Source organism: Gulosibacter sediminis (genome assembly GCF_030011715.1).
Taxonomy (GTDB): domain Bacteria; phylum Actinomycetota; class Actinomycetes; order Actinomycetales; family Microbacteriaceae; genus Gulosibacter; species Gulosibacter sediminis.
Genome location: NZ_JASCYH010000039.1, coordinates 1 through 21,187 on the forward strand (window position 1 = coordinate 1; position 21,187 = coordinate 21,187).

22 protein-coding genes are annotated in these 21,187 nt (G+C 68.7%); 6 read left to right on the forward strand and 16 right to left on the reverse strand.

Features of this window, described 5'->3' with window-relative positions:
- Positions 1-220: 220 nt before the first annotated feature.
- On the forward strand, positions 221-820 hold the full coding sequence (locus QM019_RS10755) for an RraA family protein (protein WP_282852981.1): 600 nt from the start codon (positions 221-223) through the stop codon (positions 818-820).
- Here the strand turns inward: QM019_RS10755 and QM019_RS10760 are convergent.
- The 7 genes from QM019_RS10760 to QM019_RS10790 form a co-directional block, all read right to left on the reverse strand.
- On the reverse strand, positions 817-1,656 hold the full coding sequence (locus tag QM019_RS10760; RefSeq protein WP_282852982.1) for a methylenetetrahydrofolate reductase: 840 nt from the start codon (positions 1,654-1,656) through the stop codon (positions 817-819). The two genes, QM019_RS10755 and QM019_RS10760, sit on opposite strands and share 4 nt — an antisense overlap.
- A gap of 177 nt (positions 1,657-1,833) precedes the next feature.
- A complete protein-coding gene (locus QM019_RS10765; protein ID WP_282852983.1) occupies positions 1,834-2,448 on the reverse strand; it encodes an RraA family protein in 615 nt (204 codons plus the stop codon).
- 3 nt (positions 2,449-2,451) lie between these two features.
- On the reverse strand, positions 2,452-3,468 hold the full coding sequence (locus QM019_RS10770) for an ABC transporter substrate-binding protein (RefSeq protein WP_282852984.1): 1,017 nt from the start codon (positions 3,466-3,468) through the stop codon (positions 2,452-2,454).
- A gap of 33 nt (positions 3,469-3,501) precedes the next feature.
- On the reverse strand, positions 3,502-4,374 hold the full coding sequence (locus QM019_RS10775) for an ABC transporter permease (RefSeq protein ID WP_282852985.1): 873 nt from the start codon (positions 4,372-4,374) through the stop codon (positions 3,502-3,504).
- A complete protein-coding gene (locus QM019_RS10780; RefSeq protein ID WP_282852987.1) occupies positions 4,371-5,141 on the reverse strand; it encodes an ABC transporter ATP-binding protein in 771 nt (256 codons plus the stop codon). The genes QM019_RS10775 and QM019_RS10780 overlap by 4 nt, the downstream gene beginning before the upstream one ends.
- On the reverse strand, positions 5,141-6,100 hold the full coding sequence (locus QM019_RS10785; RefSeq protein WP_282852989.1) for a DUF6282 family protein: 960 nt from the start codon (positions 6,098-6,100) through the stop codon (positions 5,141-5,143). The genes QM019_RS10780 and QM019_RS10785 overlap by 1 nt, the downstream gene beginning before the upstream one ends.
- A gap of 113 nt (positions 6,101-6,213) precedes the next feature.
- Positions 6,214-6,861, reverse strand: coding sequence for a GntR family transcriptional regulator (locus QM019_RS10790; RefSeq protein ID WP_282852990.1), 648 nt, complete (start codon positions 6,859-6,861; stop codon positions 6,214-6,216).
- Positions 6,862-6,953: 92 nt separating this feature from the next.
- Here QM019_RS10790 and QM019_RS10795 point away from each other — a divergent pair, with 92 nt between their 5' ends.
- Both QM019_RS10795 and QM019_RS10800 read left to right on the forward strand, forming a co-directional pair.
- The gene (locus QM019_RS10795; protein WP_282852992.1) at positions 6,954-7,736 is read left to right on the forward strand and encodes an NAD(P)-dependent oxidoreductase; all 783 of its coding nucleotides are present in this window, start codon (positions 6,954-6,956) and stop codon (positions 7,734-7,736) included.
- 3 nt (positions 7,737-7,739) lie between these two features.
- Entirely contained in the window at positions 7,740-8,456 is a 717-nt protein-coding gene (locus tag QM019_RS10800; protein ID WP_282852993.1) for a PIG-L deacetylase family protein, read from the forward strand.
- 99 nt (positions 8,457-8,555) lie between these two features.
- Here QM019_RS10800 and QM019_RS10805 read toward each other — a convergent pair whose 3' ends face one another.
- The 3 genes from QM019_RS10805 to QM019_RS10815 form a co-directional block, all read right to left on the reverse strand.
- Positions 8,556-9,209, reverse strand: coding sequence for a DUF1345 domain-containing protein (locus tag QM019_RS10805; protein WP_282852994.1), 654 nt, complete (start codon positions 9,207-9,209; stop codon positions 8,556-8,558).
- A gap of 90 nt (positions 9,210-9,299) precedes the next feature.
- On the reverse strand, positions 9,300-11,012 hold the full coding sequence (locus QM019_RS10810; RefSeq protein WP_282852995.1) for a thiamine pyrophosphate-binding protein: 1,713 nt from the start codon (positions 11,010-11,012) through the stop codon (positions 9,300-9,302).
- Positions 11,009-11,788, reverse strand: a complete 780-nt coding sequence (locus tag QM019_RS10815; RefSeq protein WP_282852996.1) for a cyclase family protein — start codon at positions 11,786-11,788, stop codon at positions 11,009-11,011. The genes QM019_RS10810 and QM019_RS10815 overlap by 4 nt, the downstream gene beginning before the upstream one ends.
- An 88-nt stretch (positions 11,789-11,876) precedes the next feature.
- Here QM019_RS10815 and QM019_RS10820 point away from each other — a divergent pair, with 88 nt between their 5' ends.
- Entirely contained in the window at positions 11,877-12,257 is a 381-nt protein-coding gene (locus QM019_RS10820) for a YchJ family protein (RefSeq protein WP_206427697.1), read from the forward strand.
- An 18-nt stretch (positions 12,258-12,275) separates the two neighbouring features.
- On the opposite strand, the gene QM019_RS10825 is transcribed toward QM019_RS10820, so the two are convergent.
- Genes QM019_RS10825 through QM019_RS10840 form a run of 4 tightly spaced genes read right to left on the reverse strand, consistent with a single transcriptional unit; the run spans position 12,276 to position 17,467 of the window.
- A complete protein-coding gene (locus QM019_RS10825; protein ID WP_282852997.1) occupies positions 12,276-13,100 on the reverse strand; it encodes an energy-coupling factor transporter transmembrane component T family protein in 825 nt (274 codons plus the stop codon).
- On the reverse strand, positions 13,100-14,857 hold the full coding sequence (locus tag QM019_RS10830; RefSeq protein WP_282852998.1) for an ABC transporter ATP-binding protein: 1,758 nt from the start codon (positions 14,855-14,857) through the stop codon (positions 13,100-13,102). Before QM019_RS10830 ends, QM019_RS10825 begins: the two co-directional genes overlap by 1 nt.
- A 2-nt stretch (positions 14,858-14,859) precedes the next feature.
- Positions 14,860-15,789, reverse strand: coding sequence for a DUF8171 family membrane protein (locus QM019_RS10835; RefSeq protein ID WP_345961031.1), 930 nt, complete (start codon positions 15,787-15,789; stop codon positions 14,860-14,862).
- Between the two features lie 55 nt (positions 15,790-15,844).
- A complete protein-coding gene (locus tag QM019_RS10840) occupies positions 15,845-17,467 on the reverse strand; it encodes an HAD-IIIA family hydrolase (RefSeq protein ID WP_282852999.1) in 1,623 nt (540 codons plus the stop codon).
- A 135-nt stretch (positions 17,468-17,602) separates the two neighbouring features.
- Here QM019_RS10840 and QM019_RS10845 point away from each other — a divergent pair, with 135 nt between their 5' ends.
- Both QM019_RS10845 and QM019_RS10850 read left to right on the forward strand, forming a co-directional pair.
- A complete protein-coding gene (locus QM019_RS10845) occupies positions 17,603-18,601 on the forward strand; it encodes a LacI family DNA-binding transcriptional regulator (RefSeq protein ID WP_282853000.1) in 999 nt (332 codons plus the stop codon).
- Positions 18,602-18,737: 136 nt separating this feature from the next.
- A complete protein-coding gene (locus tag QM019_RS10850) occupies positions 18,738-19,499 on the forward strand; it encodes an ABC transporter permease (protein ID WP_249386130.1) in 762 nt (253 codons plus the stop codon).
- A 152-nt stretch (positions 19,500-19,651) separates the two neighbouring features.
- Here the strand turns inward: QM019_RS10850 and QM019_RS10855 are convergent, their stop codons facing one another.
- On the reverse strand, positions 19,652-20,041 hold the full coding sequence (locus QM019_RS10855) for a barstar family protein (protein ID WP_282853001.1): 390 nt from the start codon (positions 20,039-20,041) through the stop codon (positions 19,652-19,654).
- A 108-nt stretch (positions 20,042-20,149) separates the two neighbouring features.
- A complete protein-coding gene (locus tag QM019_RS10860) occupies positions 20,150-21,037 on the reverse strand; it encodes a DUF308 domain-containing protein (protein WP_282853002.1) in 888 nt (295 codons plus the stop codon).
- Between the last annotated feature and the right edge of the window lie 150 nt (positions 21,038-21,187).

Here is a 21,187-nt window from a genome sequence, read left to right on the forward strand (position 1 = left end):
CGCGGCCTCGCGTCGCGGAACGAAGAATCCCCGGTGGGCGGGGCCGGATGCGCGCAGGCGCATCCGGCCCACCGAGCGGGGATTTTTTGCTCACGCCGACGGATGCTCGGGCCGGCACGCCAGCGCAACTCACGCATCCGCCTCGCGCCGCCAAACAATCTCTGATTAGAGTGAATTGCATCGCGGGCGTCACCGAGGTCGCTTGCGGAAGGGATGCGCCATGACCGATCTGCCGGACTCCGAGATTCGCCGCCGCCTCACCGCCCTCGCGCCGAGCCAACTCAGCGACGCAATGGGCCGCCTCAACGTTGTCGACAGCGGCATCGCGCCGATGTGGCCGTCAGCCGGTTTCGTCGGCCGCGCAGTCACCGCCTACGTCGCGCCCGGCGACAACAAGGTGCTACACGAGCTCGTGCCCGACCTCACCGAGGGCGACGTCGTCGTTGTGAACGGCAGCGGCGTCACGAACCGCGCGCTGCTCGGCGGCATCATCGCCGAGCGGATGCAGCGCCACGGCGCCGTCGCCGTCGTGCTCGACGGAGCGATTCGCGACGCGCTCGAATTCGAGGAGATCGGCCTGCCCGCCTACGCCCGCGCGGTCTCCCCCGCCGGCCCCTACCGCAACGGCCCCGGCCGCCTGCACGAGGCGGTCGCGATCGGCAACGTCGTCGTGCATCCGGGCGACTGGCTCGTCGGCGACCACGACGGCATCGCCGTCGTGCCGCAGGGCGAGATCGCCGAGGTGCTCGCCGGTGCCGAGGCGAAACGCGAGTCGGAGGAAAAGCAGCTCAGCGAACTCCGCGCGGGCGAGCTCGACTAGCTCGTCGAGCCGCCGGGCGCCGCGACGAAGTCCCGCGCCCACGCGGCCGTCGCCTCGAGCCCGCCGAAGGTGTAGAGGTGCATGGCCACCGCGCCGAGCGCGCCGTCGCGAGCCACCGCATCCTGCAGCGCGCGGATGAACGTGTCGGGCCCCGCGGTGCCCATCAGGTTCGCGAGCGAGAAACCGTACTTGCGCACGATGCCCGCGCTCGCGGCGACACCGAAGCGGCTCGCGTAGCGCAGCAGCCGCTTCACGCCCGCCGGGCCTGGAGCGCCGACGCGAATGGGCCCGTCGTACCCGCGCAACCGCACCTCGCCGATCCAGCGCGCCACCGCATCCACGTCAAAACCGAACTGCGTGACAATCACCGACTCGAGCCCCTGCGCCCGCAGCTCGCCCAGCTTCTCGTCGAGGGAGGCCCAGAGCACGTCGGTCGGGATGCTCGGGTGCCCCTCCTGGTACCCCGCGGTGCCCACCTCGCGCACGCCGTAGTCGGCGAGCCGCACCGCGCGGATGAGCGACGCCGCGTCGGGGAACGGCCCCTCGGGCTGCGCGGGGTCACCCGCGATGAGGAACAGATGCTCCGAGACGCTGGCGGCCTGCAGCTGCTCGAGGATGCTCGTGAACGCCTCGAGCGAGCGGATGCGCCGGGCCGCGAGGTGCGGCACCGGTACGAACCCGGCGTCGCGCACGGCCCGCGCGGCGGCCACCGTCGTCGCCGGCTCCTCGTTGCTGAGGAACGTCACGTTGATGCGAGTGCCCGCAGGAATCAACCCCGCCGCCGCGGGAATCGCGTCGACGTCGCGGCTCGTGATCTCGAGCGAGAAGTCGCGCATGAGAGCAGGTTCGCGGTGAGCCGGTGGCGTCATAATCCCCAATTCTCCCCCGCCGCGCGGTCGTCCGGCGACGCACGCCGAAGCCCAAACAGAGATTCCCCGTTGCGGGAGGCGAGGAGCCCTCGGGCACGGCTCGCTTCCCTCAACGGAGAATCTTCGCGTCGTCGGATCGCGAGGTTAGTCGACCAGACCGGCACGGATGTCGCGCATCTGTCCGGCCTCCTTCTCGCGCTTCGCCTCGGCCGCGGCCAACACGCTCTCAACTTCGGCCTGCGGAATCACCACGACGCCGTCGTCGTCGGCGATCACCCAGTCACCGGGCGTGATCGCGACCCCGCCGACTGCCACCGGCACGTTCACGCGCCCCGGGCCGTTTCGGTACGGCCCCGCGGGCGAGATTCCCTGCGCGTACACCGGGAAGCCGAGCTGCTCGATGTCGGTGCAGTCGCGCACGGCACCGTCAGTCACGAACCCCACGCAGCCTTTGCGCTGCAGTCGCTCGGCGATGAGTTCACCGATGAGCGCCCGATGGGTCGCGCCCTGGCCCGCCACGACGAGCACGTCGCCCGGCTGCAGCTCGGGAATCACTTCGTGGATGACCTTGTTATCGCCGCCTGCCGTGAGCACCGTCACGGCCCGGCCGACGAAGCCGCCGCCCTTCCAGATGGGCCTGATCGCACCGTCCAACACGTTGAGACGATCCTGCGCGTCGCCTATCTGGCTCGAGGCGACGAGGGCGAGGCGATCGGCGATCCGTCGATCCGCGAGGAGTTGTTCGGGAGCCGCCAGCATGGCCTACTGACCGCCTTCCCACACGAAGTCGGCGTAGGCGGGCGTGCTCGCCACGAGACCCGAATCCTGGTGGAACTTCGCCGCGATGTCATAGGACTCCTGGGTAACCGCGACGCCGGGCGACATCTCCTCGGGCAGCAGCGCTGCGAGGGCATCAACCGTTTCTGGTGCAGAGTCGCCCAGGTAGGAGGCGAGCAGTTCGGCAGCTCCGTCCGGGTCCTCGGCGATGAATTTGAGTGCCTTGTCGATCGCCGCGTTGAACCCGGCGACGAGTTCGGGCTTCGCGTCGATGGCCGCCTGCGTGCTGAAGGTGACGCCGTGGAGGGCGCCCGCCATGTCGGGTACGTCACCGCGCTGCGGCGAGATGTAGATCTCGCCCACGCCCTGCGTTTCGGCCATCTGCCCAGCAGGCTGGAAGAACGCGAGCGCGTCGACCTGACCGGATTCGAGCGCACCGATCGCTGCCGATGGCTGGCCGCCAAGGTTCACGAGCGTTGCGTCAGACTCCGGGTCGAGGCCAACCTGATCGAACAGGTAGTTCACGAGGGCTTCGGTGCCAGAGCCAGGCCCGGTGATCCCGATGTTCATGCCCTCGAGCGAGTTGATCTTGTCTTCGAGCGAGCCAGAAGACTGCTCGAAGTCGATGCCCACGACGATGTCGACGTAGTACTCGGTCACGAGCGCTCCCGTCAGCACCGTGCTGTCATCGCTGTTCGCAAGGTTGAACGCGTCGGTGATGACGCCGGCCGCGATGTCGATGGAGCCGCTGGTGAGTGCGGCGGCCAGCTTTGCGCCGGTGCCGAGGCGCGGCCGCTCGCCGAGCGTCACGCCCTCTTCGTCGAAGTAGCCGTTCTGTTCCGCCACATAAAGCGGGAAGAAGGCGACCGAGTCACTGATCTGGCCGACGTTGAGCACGTCGCTGTCGCCGCCGCCCGCGCCACCGCTGCAGCCCGACAGGCCGAGCGCGACGCCCGCCGCCGCAATCGCGGCGAGGCCGCGAAATCCTCGAGAAAATTTCATGACAACTCTCCTTTGAGTGATGAAGCTGAATTGCTAGTTGTTTTCGAGCGGCTTCCAGCGGTTCGTCCGTGAACCGATGAGCCCGACAATGCCGTTGAGCAGCATGGCCAATACGGTCAACACGACCACGGCCGCAAACACGCCTGCGGTATTGAACTGCGCCGCGGAGTCGTTGATGAGATAGCCGAGCCCGCGGTTGGAGGCGACGAGCTCGCCGATGACGGCGCCGATGAGCGCGTACGGGATGGACACCTTGAGGCCGGTCAGCAGGCCGACCATCGAGGCGGGCAAGACGACCTTGAGCGCCACATCCCACTTCGACCCGCCCATGAGGCGCACCGCTTCAATAAGCCCGCGGTCGACCTCGCGCACACCAGCCGCGGTGTTGAGGAATACGAGGAAGAACACGCTCACGGCGGCCAGGATGATCTTCATATCAAGGCCAATGCCGAACCACACGATAAACAGCGGCGCGAGCGCGACCTTCGGAATGGAATAGAGGGCCATCATGAATGGCTCAAGCACTTCATAAATGAGGTGAATCGACGCCAAGATAAAGCCGAGCAGTGCACCAAAGATCGCACCGATCACATAACCAAGCAAGACCTCTTGCACCGTGATCCACGAATGCGTTGCGATCGTGCCGTCGGCGATCCAGGTCACGAGTTGGTCCCAGACGGCGACCGGGTTCGAGAAATACATCGGGTTCGCGCCGAGGAAGGCCGCGAATTGCCAGAGCAGCAAGAACGCGACGAGGAGCGTGACGCGCAGCGACCACACGGTGGTCTGATGCCCGTGCTTGCCCCACCAGGAGCGCTTGCGAACTTCCTTAACCGGGCCGCTCGCGGCCGGGCGCTTCGTCGTCGTCGAGGCGGGGGTCGATGAGGATGCTGCGATTGCAGTCACGAGGCCGCTCCTTCCTTGAGCGCTGCCGCGAGTCGGTCGTGAAGTGCGAGAAACTGCGGCGTCGTCGTCGTGGTGTCGGGGTCGCGGGGCCGAGGGATGTCGACCTCTTGGTCGAGCAGGATGCGCCCGAGCGGCCCGAGCACCACGACCCGGTCGCCGAGCAGCAGCGCTTCGTCGATGTCGTGGGTGACGAACACCACGGTGTTGTCGTTCACCTCTTGATAGAGACGCAGCAGCTCGCCCTGGAGCTCATGGCGCAGCTGCGCATCCAGCGCACCAAACGGTTCGTCCATGAGCACGGTATCGGCGCCGTACGCGAGCATCCGCGCGAGGCTCGCGCGCCGGCGCATCCCGCCCGAGAGCTCGCGCGGGTAGCTGTCTTCGAACCCTTCGAGGCCGACGCGCGAGATCAAGTCGAGGGCAACGCTCTTGCGCTCGGCCTTGTTCTTGCCCGAGACCTCGAGCGGCATCTCGACGTTGCGGCGAACCGTGCGCCACGGCATCAGGGTGTCGCTCTGGGTGAGGTACCCGATCTCCGGCGTCGGGCCGGTGTGTCGAACGCCGTTGTGCCGCACCTCCCCGGCGGTGGGCTTCGACAGCCCCGACAGCAGGTTGAGCATGGTCGACTTGCCGCAGCCCGAGCGGCCGAGGATCGTGACGAACGTGCCCTGCTCAATCGTCAGGTTGAAGTCACGCAGCGCCACCGTTGCCACGTCGTCTCGCTGAAATTCTTTCGTTAGGCCTTCGACCTCGAGGATGGCAGGCACTACGCACGCTCCTTGAACTCGGCTGGGGCGTCGGACAGCGGCGCCGCCTTGGCCAACCAGCGAGAGTTGTGCACGACCATGCGCCGCACCTCATCTTCAGTGAAGCCCTTGCCTAGCAGCAGTTCGGCGACGAGCGGCAAGCCGTCCTCGACCGGCGGGTTGAACGGCTGCCCGAGGTCGGTGCTGATGACCGAATTCTCGGGGCCCGCGCCGCGGATCGCATCGAACCACGTGTCCCACGAGACCTTGCCGGTAAGCGGGGTCGTGTAGCAGCGCTCGAGCAGCGCACCGCTCTCGACGAGCCTGCGCTGATTCTCGACCGGGATGCGCTGCGAAGTGAACTCGGGGTGGGTGATGACGATGCGCCGAACGCCACGGGCCTTCGCCTCCGACACGATGTCTTGCGACTCGCTCCCGTGGAGGTGGCCCGTCGCGAGCGTGAGGTCATGCTTGGCCATGACGTCGAGCACCTGCCCTGCCTCGGGCGTGATGCCACCGGCATCCGACACGACCGGGATCGACGGGCTCGCGATGCCGGCCGCCTTCAGATCCTCCTGCAGCTGCGCCCACATCGGCGGCGTCGCACCCTCGGGCTCCTCAGCGAGGCAGGACTTCTGGTTGTGGCTGTCGACTGTGGGCATCCAGACGAACTGCCCGCCGCCCCGCGCGAGAATCTCGACGGCGACCGGGTTCATGCCGCCCACCGAGGCGTTCAGCGTGATGGCGCCGACCGCATCGACCTCGGGCACGGCGGCACGCACCACGGCGGCGCGCTCGGCAGTCGGCACGTAGTGCGACTTGATGACGAACCCGGCGAGGCCGACCTCGCGAAACCGGCGGGCAAGTTCGAGATCGGTGATGCGCCGCTTCATGACGTCCGGAGCAATGTGCACATGGACGTCGTAGGCGTCGCGCACGAGGTCTCGTGCGTTCGAACCTGGAACTGGAAACTCAGTCATTTCGCTCCTTTGCGAAGGTCGCCACATCGCGACCGGTTTTTCGTTCATCACATTGTTAACAATATTGCTAACACTTGTCAAGACATACGCGATCCCCGGTGATGCGGCGCCCGCTAATCGGCAAAGTACCCCTTCGTTGCCTCGCCCACGCTCTGCAGGTGCATCCGCATAGCGTCGGCCGCGCCCGCCTCGTCGCCGCGCGCGATCGCGTCGATGATGCGGAGGTGCTCAGGCAACGACACGATCGGCCGATTCGCCTTCTGCGCCAGGCGGATTCGGTGGCGCACGTTCTGCGCGCGCAGTCGCCGCACGATCTCTGGCGCCACGCGCATCCGGCTCACATCGAGCACGCACACGTGGAGCCGCTGGTTCTGCACCGAGTAGGCGTCCGGATCTTGCGCCGCGACGGCAGCAACCATCTGCTCGCCAATGTCCTTCAACTCGGCCAGGTCTTCGGGTGTCGCATTGGCCGCAGCACGGGCGGCGCACAGACTCTCAATCGCGCTCCGCAGCTCGACAATCTCGAGCGCCTCCTCGAGCGTGTAACGGCGAACTCGGGCGCCGCGATGCCGCTCCCGATCAATGAGGCCCTCAGCCTCGAGTTGCACGAGCGCCGTGCGCACCTCGGCGCGGGCCGCCCCGAACTCCTGCACAAGATCGGCCTCAACCAGCCGCTGCCCGGGAGCCAGTTCGCCCGTCGAAATTGCCGTGCGGAGGTCGTCCACGACCGCCCGTTCGACGCCCTTAGCGACATGAACCATGATGCTCCGCCCCGTCCGCGTTGATTGTTGTCGATATTGTTAACAATAGTGTACGTTCATCACGAGCCGTTTCAAGGAAGAGACAAATCGCAATGATGCATGTAGCAATTCTTGGCCTTGGCGAGGCTGGCCGACTCTACGCTGAAGGCTTCGCCAATCTGGGCGTGCCCGTCGTTGGCCACGACCCCTACCAAGCTCACCAGATTCCGGGCGTCGAGCGCGCCGACTCACCGGGTGCCGCGTTGAAATCCGCGGAAATCGTGTTCTCGTTCGTCGGCGCGCGAGCCGCGGAGTCGGTATTCGCGACGGCACTCCCCTATCTCCTGCCCGACGCGCTGTACGCCGACTGCAACACCTCGGCACCCAAACTCAAGGCGGGCATGGAAGCCGAGGCCAGCAGCGCCGGCAAGCAGTTCCTCGACGTCGCGATCATGGCGCCGGTAGACCGCGCGGGCGCCAGGACGCCGCTGCTCGGTTCCGGCACCGGTGCATCCGCCTTCACCGAGTTTGCCTCGATGCTCGAGATTCCCTTCACTGCCGTGCCCGGCGAGGCCGGCGAGGCGGCCCGTCGCAAGCTGCTGCGCAGCGTCTTCATGAAGGGCCTCGCCGCGGTCGTGCTCGAGAGCACCACCGCCGCCGAGGCCGCCGCCCACGGCGATTGGATGCGCGCACAGATCATCGACGAGCTCGCGGGCGACTCGGCGAGCCTGCTCGACCGCCTCATCGTCGGCTCGCACCAGCACGCCGAACGCCGCGCCCACGAGACCCGCGACGCGGCCGCGTTTCTCGACACGCTCGGTACGCCAACTTGGACCACAAATGCAAGCACGGCCTGGCTTGACCACCTCGCCGCGAACCCCACAACGGAGGAATAACCCATGGAATCACGACGGATGCTCGTTGTCGGCGCGCACAGTGCCGACTTTGTTTGGCGCGCGGCTGGCGCGATTGCGAAACACACGGCGGCGGGCGGGGAGGCGCGCGTCGTCTCGCTCTCGTACGGCGAGCGGGGTGAGTCAGGTGAGCTCTGGAAGGTGCCCGGGCAGACGGTCGAGAACGTGAAGAAGCACCGGCACGCCGAGGCGACCGAAGCGGCTGAAGCGGTGGGCGCATCCTTCGAATCGCTCGATCTCGGCGACTACCCGCTCGAGGTCGATGCCGTCGGCGTCACTGCACTGGCCGAGATCATGCGCGATTACAAGCCGCACGTGGTGCTCACCCACGCCGACAAGGATCCGTTCAACCCCGACCACCCCGTCGCCTACACCGTGGTCGCGAAGGCGCGACTCCTCACCGCGGGCGCGGTCGTCGATGCCGGCTTCCGCACCGCACCGCCGAGCGAGTTCCTCGCGTTCGAGCCGCACCAGCCCGAACTCTGCGGCTTCACTCCCAGCGTGTTCGTCGACATCACCGAGGTGTTTGAGCAGAAGAAGACCGCGATGAGCGCCATGAAGGCGCAGTCCTACCTGCAGCAGTACTACGCCGAGCGGGCCGACCACCGAGGCAACCACGCGCGCAAGGTCACCGGCAACAAGGAGATCCGTCAGGCCGAGGCGTTCATGCGCTTCGTGCCGAACGTCGTCGGCGCACTGTAGCGACGCATCCGGCAAAAACTCCCGGTCTTTGGTTGGGGCGCGTGGCCGCGAATCCCAACCGAAGACCGGGAGTTTTCGTCTCGCGAACTCGCGAAGCAGCTACCCACCAATCCCGAGCACCCCGGCGACGAGATTAATCGCCACCGCGAGAATCACCATGCCGAACAGGAATGACACCGCCGCGTGCCGCAACAGAATCTTGCGGATGCGCGTGTCGTTGAGCTCGGGGTCGGTCGAGCCGTAGGTCATGCCGACGGCGTAGCTGAGGTACAGAAAGTCGGCGAAGCACGGCGGCGACTTCGAGTGAAAGTCGATGCCACCGTTGTCGTCGCGGTAGTACTCGTACGCATAGTGCACGGCATAGGTCTGGTGAATGCACGCCCACGCACCGAAGACGCCGACGAGCGTGAGCACCGCCCCGAGCGCCGTGTTGCCGCTCTGCTGCACGATGAGCACGCTCACCACCGCGAGCGCGGCGACGATCGCGACGAGCACCTCGTCAAAGATCGGGCTGAGATCCTCACGACCGACGTTGCGTTCGGTCGCCGCCGCATCCATCGGCCAGAGCGTCAGCATCGACAGCGTGACGAACACGAGTTCGCCCACGCTGATGCCGAGCAGGGCCGCAACGTAGCCGTCGAGCCAAATGCCGGCGAGCAGCGCCGCGGCCACGCCGAGCACCGTCGCCGCCACGAGCTGCGCCCACGTCGGCCGCAGTAGCCGCGGCGTGTAGCCGGTCTCGCTCCCCGTCATGTCATCAACCTAGCGGCGCGCTGCACCGCAGGGCGTGCGCGCGGCACCGTGTCGCGCGCGGCAGGCCAAGCGCGCCGCTGCCGCATCGTCTCAGTGGCCGAATGCCTCCGCGAGCCACCACGACCCGCCGTCCGACGCGATCCGCGCGTCGATGACGATCGGCCCGTCGCCCGACTCGAGCCACGCGCGCACCGGCTCAAGGTCGTCAACCGACCGCACCGTGACACCGACGGCCCCGAAGCCGCGCGCGATCGACGCGATGTCGACGCGCGGAAAGGTGACCGTGCCGAAGTCGGGCGGCACCGCATCCCCGCCGAAGTGGTGCACCTCGGCGCCGTACGCGTCGTCGTTGTAGGCGATGACGACGAGGGGCAGCCCGAGCCGCACCGCGGTCTCGAGCTCGGCGATCGACATGAGCAGCCCGCCGTCGCCGACGCCGAGCACCGGCAGCCGCTCGGGCTGCGCGAGCGCCGCGCCGATCGCCGTCGCGAGCCCGAGCCCGATCGACTGAAACGCCTGCGTGAAACAGAAGCCGTACTCGTCGGGCACCCGCAGGTAGCTCGAGGGGTACCCCATGAAGTTGCCCGAGTCGATCGACACGACGCGCTCGGCGGGCAGAATGCGGTCGAGCGCGTCGGTGAGGATGCGCGGGTCGATGCGCCGCTCGCCATCGTCGCCGATGACCGAAAGATCCCCGGGCACGTGCACGTCGGTAAGCCCGGGCTCGCCGTGCGGCACGTCGTTCCAGCGCGCCTCGGCGGCGATGGCCTCGGCAACCTCGGCCGTGCGATACCGCTCCCCCGCGCCCGAGCGCGCGAGTTCGTCGGCGACTGCGCGGGCCGTGAGCGCCGCATCCCCCACCACGCCGAGGTCGATCGGCCGCTGCGCCCCGAGCGCGAGTGGCTCGAGATCAACTTGCGCGACGCGGGTGTCGTCGCCGATGAGTCGGCCGTGGCGCATCGTCCACATGTTCAGGGCACAGCCGAACGACACGATGAGGTCGGCATCGGCAATGAGCTCAGCGGCAAGCGGCGACGAGAAGCCGCCCGAGATGCCGAGCGAGAACTCGTCGCCCTCGAACAGCCCGTTCGCGACGGCCGAGGTGGCGAGCAGCGCACCCGCGACGCGCCCGAGCTCACGCAGCTCGCGGCCGGCGCCCCGGGCGCCGCGCCCGGCGACGAACACGGGCCGCTCGGCCTGTCGAATCAGGTCGGCGAGCGCGCGCACCGAGGCATCGGATGCGCGGGGCGGCACGGGCCGCGGCGGCGCGGCAAGCGTCTCGAGCGCACGGATGCTCGCCTCGGGCGCCGGCGCATCCTGCACGTTGATCGGCAGGTTGAGCACGACGGTGCGGCGCTCGTCGCGCGCGAGCCGAAACGCGTGCACGACGTCGCCGAGCGCGCTCGCCGGTGAGTTGACGCGCTGCGGGCTCGCAAGCACGGCCGTGGCGAGGCCCGACTGGTCGATCGAGAAGTTCGTCGGCACGGGCGCAGGCGCCGACTCGGCCGCGAGCACGACGACGGGCGTGCGGCTCTTTGCCGCCTCGCCGATGCCGGTCATCGCATTCGTGAGCCCGCAGCCCTGGTGGAGCGACACGAGCGCGACGGTGTCGCTCATGCGCGCGTACGCGTCGGCCATCGTGGCCGCGCCGCCCTCGTGCCGCGTCGCGGTGAACTCGACGCCAGCACCGCGCAGCGCGTTCGTCACCGTGAAGTTGCCCGAGCCGACGACGCCGAAGCAGTGCCGGGCGCCGAGCTTCGCGAGCGCGCGACCGACGAGCTCGGCGACGGTGAGGCCGCTCATGCCTGGGTTTCGACGAGCGCGAAGACGCGGCTCGGGCTGCCGGTCCCGCCGACGATCGGCAGCGGCGCGACGACGAGCACGGCGCCGCGGGCCGGCAGTTCGGCGAGGCGCTGCAGCGAGGTGATGCCGTACTTGTCGGCGCCGAGCAGGTGGTAGTGCATCGGGAACGGCGGGTCGAGTTCGGCGCCGCGGCCCCAGTCGATGCCGACGGTTTCGACGCCAACGCCCGAGATCTCGGGGCGCGCGGCGAGCCATGCGGCAAGCTCGGCGGTCGCGCCGGGCGTGTGCGAGCCGGTCTCGTCGGCGTTGAGGAACGCCTCCTGGCTGTCGGAGTACTGATCCCAGCCGGTGCGCAGCAGTAGCCAGGTGTTCGGCTCGAACGCGCCGTGCTCGGCCTCCCAGCGCTCGACGTGCACGACGTCGATGAGGAAGTCGGCGTCAGCTGCCGCCTCGGCCGAGAAGTCGAGCACCACCGCGGGGCCGACGAGGCGCTCGGGCGGCAGCTGCGACACGTCGTGCCCCTCGCGGCCGCTCACCCAGTGCACGGGCGCGTCGATGTGGGTGCCGATGTGCTCACCCGTGTGGATGTTCGCGTGCTTCCAGAATGGCCCGGGCTCGTTGTATTCGCTCACGGTTTCGAGCGAGAAGTCGATGAGGTTCGCGAACGGCTCGGGCAGGCGCAGCGTCGGCGTCGAGGCCTCGAGGCGGTTTGTGAGGTCAACGATGCGAACGGAGCCGCTCGCGAGGGCGGCAACGAGGTCGGGCAGCAGCGCCATGGGGAGTCCTCTTCCTTGGGGAACCTGGGGCCGCCGAGTGCGCGCCCCACACCTGCCAGGCTAATCGAGCGCGGCTACGCTGGTGGGTGTGCTTGCCAACGACACTCGCTGCCCGTGCGGAACCGGTCTGACCTACGGCGAATGCTGCGGCCGATTCCACGCCGGCCAGCCCGCCCCGAGCGCCGAGGCCCTCATGCGCTCGCGCTTCACCGCCTTCGTCACCGGCGACGCCGACTATCTGCGCTCGACCTGGCATCCGAGCCGCCGCCCCGAACGACTCGACCTCGACAGCGACCTCGTGTGGCAGCGCCTCGAGGTGCTCGGCACCACGGGCACGCCGTTCGACGCGACCGCGACGGTCGAGTTCATCGCGCACTTCAGGGATGCGGATGAGCGCGGCACGCTGCACGAAAACAGCGAGTTTGTGCGCGAGCAGGGCCGCTGGTTCTACGTGCGCGCGCTGTCGTAGCGCCGCCGCCCGACCGGCCTAGCGGTACACGGGCCAGGCGGAGCCCGCGACGAATGCACCCACTACCGCGAGCACCGTCAGCGCGATCACCCAGACGTCGAGCTGCCGAATCTGCAGCTTGTCCATGCGGATCTGGCGCCCTCGCGCATCCGAGCCGGCCCGAGTGAAGCCGCGGGTCTCGAGCGCCTCCACCGTGGTGCGCACCGACTTCGCGGTGTTGAGGAAGATCGGGTAGAACGACAGCACTGCGAGCTGCGCCCACTGTGCGCCCACTCGCCAGGCGAGGAACCCGCGCTTCTCGGGCGGCGCCGTGCGCAGCCGGTACCCCTCGAACACCGTGCTGAACTCCTCGATAAGAATCGGGAGCATGCGGTAGCCATAGCTGACACCGAACGCGAGCATCTGCGGCGCGCGGAACGCGAGCAGCGCATCCGAGAGCTTCTCCGGGTCGAGCGACACGAACGCCGCCATGCTCGCGAGCGAAACGACCCCGAGCTTGAGGTGCAGCGCGGCGAGCGCGATGAGCGTCTCGAGATTGCCGCCGAACAGCCACGCGGCGACCGCCATATAGATGACCTCGGCGCCGAGCCCGAGCACGAACAACCCGAGAATGAGCGGCCCGACGCGCGCGAGGAAGATCGAGACGGCGCCGATGACGAAGAGCCCTGCGAGCACTGTGATGTTGTGGGTAAACCAGGGCACGAGCGCGAGCAGGATGTACCAGATCACCACCGCGCGCGGGTCCATCGCCGCGAACAGGCCGCCGCGGGTCGCATACGCGGTGCGAATGAGTTCGAGCTTGACCCACTCGACCGACAGGACGTCGTGGTGTGCGCGTGCCATCAGTGCGTCTCCTCCAAGTTGTTGAGCGGTGCGCCGACGGCGGCGACGAGTTCGCCCACCGAGAGCGGCACCGGGTCGAGCCCGAGTTCGCGCCCGAGCACCGAAATCTGCGGCGGTCGCAGCCGCACCTGGTCGAGCAGCGCGGCGTCGGTGAACAGCTCGCGCGGCGTCACGTCGGCGAGGATGCGCCCGCCCTCGAGCACGAGCACGCGATTCGCCCACTCGGCGACGAGCTGCATGTCGTGGGTGGCCACGACGGTGCACTCGATCGTGTCGGCAAGCTCGGCGAGCATCGTCGTCACGTCGTCGCGGCTCTGCGTGTCGAGGCTCGAGGTGGGTTCGTCGAGCAGCAGCAGCTTCGGCCGCATCGCGAGACCGATCGCGAGCGTCGCCCGGCGCTGCTGGCCGCCCGAGAGGGTGCGGCCGTCGCGTTCGGCGATCGGCGTGAGCGCCACCCGCTCGAGCACGCGCTGCACGATCTGATCGGTGTCGGCCACCTTCCGCGAGCGCGGGAACAGCGCGACGTCGTCGCGCACCGAGCCCTTGAGAAACATGAGCTGCGGATGCTGGTAGAGGTAGGCCGCGGTGTCGGCCATCTTCCGCGCCGAGACCGATCGCGTGCTCTTGCCATCGACGACGACCTCGCCCTCGCGGGCGACGATGATGCCGGCGAGGAGCTTGAGCAGCGTCGACTTGCCCGCGCCGTTGCCGCCGACGAGCGCGATGCGCTCGCCGCTGCGCAGCGTCGTGTCGAGCCCCTGCAGCACGGGCGTGATGTTGCCGCCAACGCTCTTGTAGCCGTGCGTCACGTTCTCGACCTGGGCCACGATCGGGGCGGCGTCACTGGCCGCGGCCTCCTCGGCCAGACCAGGATGCGCGCCAAGCAGCTCCGCGGCCTCGGCACGGTCCTCGACCACCGCATCCGTGCGAACAGGATGCGCGCCCAGCAACTCCGCAGCCTCGGCCGGGGTGCGCGGCGCGGCATCCAAGCCGAGCGCGCGCACCGCCTGCACCGCCTGCGGGGCCGGGATGCCGTGCTGCTCGAGCTCATCCGTGCGGCGCAGCGCATCCTCGATCGGCAGGTACCAGACCGGGCTGCCCTGCGCCATCAGCACGACCGACTTCGCGTACTTCGCGACGAACTCGGCGTGGTGCTCGATCGTGATCACCGTGACGCCGTGCTCGCGGTTGAGCTCGGCGAGGCGCTCATAGATCTCCTCGGCGCGCGCGGGGTCGAGCTCGGCCACGGGCTCGTCGACGATGATCACCTCGGGCCGCAGCGCAAGCGCCCCCGCGAGCGCGGTGAGGTGCGCCTGGCCGCCCGAGAGCTGCCAGATATAGCGGTCGTCGAGGTGCGCGATGCCGAGGCTGTCGAGCGCCGCATCCGTGTCTTCGACGTGCGAGTCGCGACCGAAGTTGATCGGGCCGAACGCGACGTCGTCGCGCACCGTTGGTCGCACGAGCTGGTTCTGGAAGTCCTGGTAGACGTAGCCGACGCGGGTTGAGAGCTCGGCGACGCTCGAGGTGTACGTGTCGACCCCATCCACCGTCACCGAGCCGGCAAAGTCGCCCGACCAGTAGTGCGGAATCAGACCGTTGATGCTCTTGCAGAGCGTGGTCTTGGCCGCTCCGTTGCCCCCGACCACGGCAACAAAGTCGCCGCGTTCGATGGTGAGGTTGACGTTGCGCAGCACGTCGGCCTCGGCGCCGGGATACCGGAAGGACAGGTTCTCGATGACGATGATGGGGTCGGCCACAATTAGCGCTTTCGGTTCTTCTGGGTGCGGCGGAACAGCAGGATCGCGACGACGAGCATGACGACGATGACGCCGACGCTCACCCAGAGGAAGCCTGGGCCGTACTGGTCGAGCAGCTCGGTGTCGACGGCGCCGAACGAGAGGTCCCACGCCTCGAGGAAGGCGAAGAAGAACGAGGCGATCGAGAGCAGCAGGGCGACGACGACGAACCAGCCGACGTGCTGCACCGAGCCGGGGGCACGCTCGCCGGGAACGCGCGGGCGCAGGCCGAGCAGCGGCTCGATCTTGCCGTAGAGGGCCGGGATGAGCCACATGGCGGGAATGGCTCCGAAGAGGATGCCGCTGATGAGCACGTCGACGCCGAGGCCGATGCCCTCGATCGCGAGGATCGATTGCGGGAGGCCCTCGACGTACTCGGCGTCTTCGAGGCCGATCCAGACCTTCGAGAGGTCGACGATGGCCGAGAGCACCTTGTCGATGAGCACGACGGTGATCGCGCCGATCCAGATCTGCACGCGCGAGTTCGCGTTGCGAATCAGCATGCCGCCGACGTAGAGGGCGAGGAACATCTGCAGGAAGCCCTCGACCTCGGCGAGGCCCGAGAAGTCGCCCATGAGCAGGTCGGTGAAGACGATCTCGCCGAGCGGTGCGCCGAGCGCGGCCCAGAACGGGTTGAACAGCGCCACCATGGTGAGCGGCACGAAGATGAAGCTGCTGACCGAGACGTCGATCGGGCCGATCGAGACGTCGGGGATCACCTCAAGGATGATGTTCGCCAGGCCGTTGAGGGCCATCGCGAGCACGAACACCATGAGCTTCTGCGGCATGGTCATCTCGCCGCCGGGGGCACCGCTGCCACGCAGGGCGCCGGCGCGGCGGTAGTCGGCGGGCTCGGCGGTCGAAGTCGTGGTGGGTTGTCGGGTGTCAGTCACGGGGGTGCTCCTTGTGTCGGGGTTCACGCAGCGTCGGCTTGTTGGCGGGGTGGGGTTACGACACCGCGGCGTCGACGACGTCGCGGCTCGGGGTCATCAGGTCAATGAGGTCGGTGGCGGAGTCGATGGCGTCGGTGGCGATGCCCTCGGCGACGGCGGCGTTGATCTCGGCGTCGCCGGTCGACCCACCGCGCACGAGCACGCGCCGGGCGATGCCCGCGGCACGCGAGCCGGCCGCGTCGTTGCGCGGCTTGTCGCCGAGGAACCAGGTGCGGGCCGGGTCGGCGTCGGCGACGAGGAGCGCCTCGCGCACGATGCGCGCATCCGGCTTGCGGAACCCGATTTCGTCGGAGCACACGTAGGCGGCGATGAGGTGGTCGATGCCCTGGGCGGCGCATTCGGCGCGCACGGCCCGGCCGTTGATGGTGTTCGAGACGACGACAGCGGGGATGCCCTCGCGCTCGGCGTGCTCGAGGAGCTCGCGGATGCCGGGCCGCGGCGTGCGCTTGCTCTTCGCGGTGCCGAAGCGGAACATCAGGTCGTGTGCCTCGGCCTCGAGCAGCGCCCGGGCCCGCGGGCTGAGGTCGGCGCCGACGAGGTCGCGCCAGAAGCGCGCGGCGCCGATCTCGTGGCAGCCGTCGGGGCGCTCGCGCTCGGTCACCTTGAACTCGCGGTAGCGGTCGATGCCCGCCGAGATGAGCGCCCGGGCGCGGATGCGGTCAACCGGCTCGTCCTCGGCGTCGAGCAGCGCCGCGAGCGAGTCGCAGAACGCATCAAGGAGCGCGCCGTCGGGCTGCGAGGTCGAGATGACCCCGCCGTGGTCGAGCAGCAGTGCCGCTTGCCGGCCCGCGTGGGTTGCGTCACCTTCAGCGGGCAGCGCCGTCGCTGGCCTCGGTTCGGCGGCCGCCCGCAGCGTTTCGAGCAGCCCCTCGGGGGTCGGGAACACCGCATCCGCTACCTCGGCCACGCCGAACGGCGGCTGGTCGGTGTGCTTGCTCACCGTGAGCACCACCGCGCCGACGCCCGCGCGGCGGCCGGCCACGACATCCCGGTCTTGCGTGTCGCCGACGTACCAGGCGTCGGCGGGCGAGACGCCGAGCGCCGCCGACGCGAGCTCGATCATGCGCGGGTGCGGCTTACGCATCCCCACCTCGTCGCTGTAGACCTGCACCTGGAACTGCGAGGCGAGCCCGTGCTTCGCGAGCAGGCGGCGGTGGCTGCGGCCCGAGTGCGCGTTGCTCACGATGCCGAGCGGAATGCCGCGGCGCTCGGCCTCGGCGAGCAGTTCGGGGATGCCCGGGCGCACGACATGGTCGGAGATCGTCGTGTTCTGCTCCTCGAGCAGCGCGCTCGCCTCGGCGACGAGCAGGGCACGGATGGGCGCGGGCAGCTCGGCCGCGAGGAAGTCGCCGACGACCTCGCGATGCGTCATCTCGCGCGGCTCGAGGCGGCGGCTCGACGCGTGCTTCCAGTGGCGCAGCGCGGTGAGCCCCGAGTCGAGCGAGGTGCGCACCTCGGCCTGCTCGATGCGGTGCCCGGCCCGCGCGGCACGCGCCACGATCGACGCGGCCAGCTCGTCTCGACCGGTGGGGCGCTTCACCGTTTCGAAGATGACGCCGCCGAAGTCGAGCAGGAGGGCGCGGGGCGCGTGATGCAGTGGGGATGCGGTGGTCGGCACGAGTGGGTCTCTTTCTGTCGCGTTCGCAAGGACCGTACGAAGGGCCCGTGTACGGCTTGGCACTGCCATGTGAACGGTTGTGGAACGCTCCAATTGGAAATCCTTGGAACGCTCCAACGCTGCTAAAACGGAGCCATGGGAGCAAAGAGCCACCGCGCGCCGACCCTCAACGACGTCGCCGCCGAGGCGGGCGTATCGAAGTCGCTCGTGTCGCTCGCCGTGCGCGGCGACGCGGGCGTGCGGCCCGAGACGCGCACGCGCATTCTCGACGTCGCCGACCGGCTCGGGTACCACTCGAACCCGTGGGCGCGCTCGCTCGTGCGCGGCCGCAGCCAGATGATCGGCGTGCTACTCGACGACCTGCGCAGCGGCTACCACACCGACGTCGTGCACGGCATCGAAGACGAGGCCGAGACGAACGGCATGTCAGTTGTCATGGCCGATGCCCGCCGCGACCCGGCGCTGCTGCGCACCCGCCTCGAGCGGATGATCGGGCTCGGCCTCGACGGCGTCGTGATCGTCTCGGGTCGGGCCGACAGCGCGACGATCGGCGACTTCGCGCGCCGGGTGCCGCTCGTCGTCGTGGGCCGCCCCGCCGAACTCTCGCCCGGCATCGGCCAGGTGTCGAACGACGACCGCGCCGGCATGCGCCTCGCGGTGCACCACCTCGCGGCCCTCGGGCACCGCCGCATCGTGCACCTGCCCGGCTCGCCGCGCCCGGCGGCCGTCGCCAGGCGCGAGGCCTACCTTGAGGCGATGCACGAACTCGGATTGGAGGACGAGGCGAACGTTGTGCCGGGCATCGAGACGCTGCTCGGCACGCTCGCGCCGGGGTCCGCCGACGCCCCGACGGCGGTGTGCTGCGCCACCGACCGCATTGCCGTCGAACTCATCGGTGAGCTCACCGACGTCGGCGTCGAGGTGCCCAGCCGCCTCAGCATCGTCGGCTACGACAACATCGACTTCGCGGCCCGGATGCGGCCGACGCTCACGAGCGTCGACCAGCCGCGCCGCTTGATGGGGTCGCTCGCCCTGCGGCAGCTCGCCGACATGCTCGCTGGGGCGGATGCGCGGCACGAGATCGCGACGCCGACCCTCGCGATCCGCCGCTCAACCGCTGCACCGGAGCGCTGACATGACGCAGCGGGATGTGGTGCTTGAGGCACCGGGCCGGGTCGCTCGCGTAGCCCCGCCGCCCCACCGACATGCCCGACGCCGCGCGCGTCGGTAGGGTGTGCCACACTCTCGGGGTGACAACTAGGCGCGCATCGTGACTGGGCAGGAGCTGCTCGGGTGGCTGCCGACCGTCGCCGCGATCGTGCTGCTCGCCGGCATCGCGTTTGGCGGGCTCGCGGCGTTCCGCATCCCGGCGCCGCACGAGGTCATCGTCGCCGTCGCCCGTGCCGCCCTGCAGCTCGCGGCACTGAGCCTCGTGCTGTCGGGCGTCATCACGCATCCGCTCTGGGTTGGCCTCGGGCTCGTCGTGATGTTCGCGGCGGCGGTGTTCACGTCGGCGCGGCGCACCCGCGGCATGGGCGTCCCGATTGCTCTGCTCGCGAGTTCGATGGCGCTCGGCCCGTGTGTCGCGATGGCGATCGTGTTCGGCACCGGCGCGCTCGCCTTTGAGCCGCGGTACCTGCTCGCGGTCGGCGGCATCGTCGTCGGCAACACCATGACGATCGCGACGCTGACGCTGCGGCTGCTCGACGCGGGTGCGCGCGATCACTGGGACGAGATCGAGGGCTGGCTCGCCCTCGGCGCGACGCCGCGGCAGGCCTTCGCGCCGATCGCGCGGCCGGCGGTGCGCAACGCGCTCATGCCGTCGATCGACCAGACTCGCACGACCGGGCTCGTCGTGCTGCCGGGCGCCTTCGTCGGCGCGGTGTTCGCGGGCGCCTCGCCGATCGAGGCCGGTACGTTCCAGCTCATCGTGCTCGCGAGCATCCTCGCCTCGGGGGTCATCACCGCGACGCTGCTCGCGTTCCGCCAGCCCCAACTGCGCAAACCGCCGCCGCTCGTCGCCGCGGCCTAGGTGGAACTCCTTGCCGCACTGTGAACGTCTGCGGTCCGCAACGATCTCCGGGCAGGAGATGCGCGAAGACGCTCGCAATCTGTGCACGGGTGCCCTCGCGCGCCTTGTGCCACCTCACCGGGCTGTACCCCGAGACGGCACGCCCTGCAACGTCAGGCGAGTACGAGCTCGACGTTGTCGTGGCTCGCGAACACGTCGAGCACGAGGTCGAAGTAGGTCGGCTCGCCCGCGGCGCGCAGCCCCGCGAGGTCGCGGGTGATCTTCTCGGCGTTGAAGGTGCCGGGTCGCGCGAGCTTCGCCTGGTACCAGGATGCGGTGGTGTCGACGCCGAGGGCGGCGCGGCTAAGTTCGTGGTCGCGCCACGTGACGCGGATGCGGTCGTGCCCGACGGCGTCGCCGATACCGCCGTAGAGGAGATCGTCGAGCGCGTCCAGGCTCTCGCCGAGCCGCCAGTCTTCGCTCTGCATGAAGCCGCGGTTGAACTCGTTGTAGAGCGAGGCGATATCGGTGATCACGGTGCCACGCAGTTCGACCTCAAACATGCGTCGATTCTGGCAGACGGCGGTGGCCTCACCCTCGGACAAACCACGAGGCCCGCGCATCCGGGTGGATGCGCGGGCCTTCACCGCTTCTGCGGCGTTACTGCTGAACTACTGAATCGCGACGAACACGGTCTGACCAGCCAACATGAGACTCACCGCGAGGACGCCATCGGCAGGTGCGGGCGCCTCGAATACCTCGTTGCCTGTCGCCGACGCCCCCTCGTACAGGGTGTTCCAGGTCTCGATCTGGTCGGGAACCACCACGCTCGAGTCATACGACTGAATTGTGTTTCCCCCGGCAGTCACATACTCCAGAGTGACCATTGCAGGAGATGAACCCTCGGCGTCATCACCCATGTACGTGACCGTGTAGTTCACGAGGATGTAGACGTTACCCTCAGCGGGCGCATCGTTGTACATGTTCTCCGCGAGCACCGCGTCGGTCGCGTCGAGCGTGACCGAGTTGATATTGACGGTCCAGTCGCCAGCCTCGATCGTAGAGTCGAGCGGGGCCGGGTTCTCACGCGTCCCAACCTCGGCCTCTTCATCCGGGTCTTCTTCTACCACGGCCTCGTCTGCTTCCTCGACTAACGCATCTTGCTCGGCCGAATCAACCTCGGCAGCCTCGCTCGACGTGACACTGCTGTTCTCTTCAACCGCGTCACCAATGGCGTTACCGACGGCCACGAAGAAGACGATGAAGCCGACAATGGTGCCGACGACCGAGATGATGACGGCGCTCACCGCCTGCCACTTCACCTTGCCCTTGAGGAAGATGGCGACGAGGCCAAGGATGAACGCGATGGGCAGCAGCACCCAGCCGACGATCAGCGCGCCCGGCATGCAGGCGAAGATGAAGCCGACGATCGCGACGATGAACGCGGCGATGCCGAGCCCGTTCGTGCGCTTCGGCTGCTCGCCCATCGGCGGCTGCCCAGACGCCTGCTGCGGCGCGGGAGGGTAGAGCTGCTGGGGCGGGTTCTGGAAGTTTGACACGGTTACTCCATAAGTAGCGAGGCAGGTTTCGACGCACGTCGTGCCTCACTCCGGAAGTTATGTCGAGCCTCCGACATGACTTCGATGCGCCTGCATCTCCCCCGGCCCGTGGCGCAAAGAACCGCGCGGCGGTGGCGCACTCGCCACCGC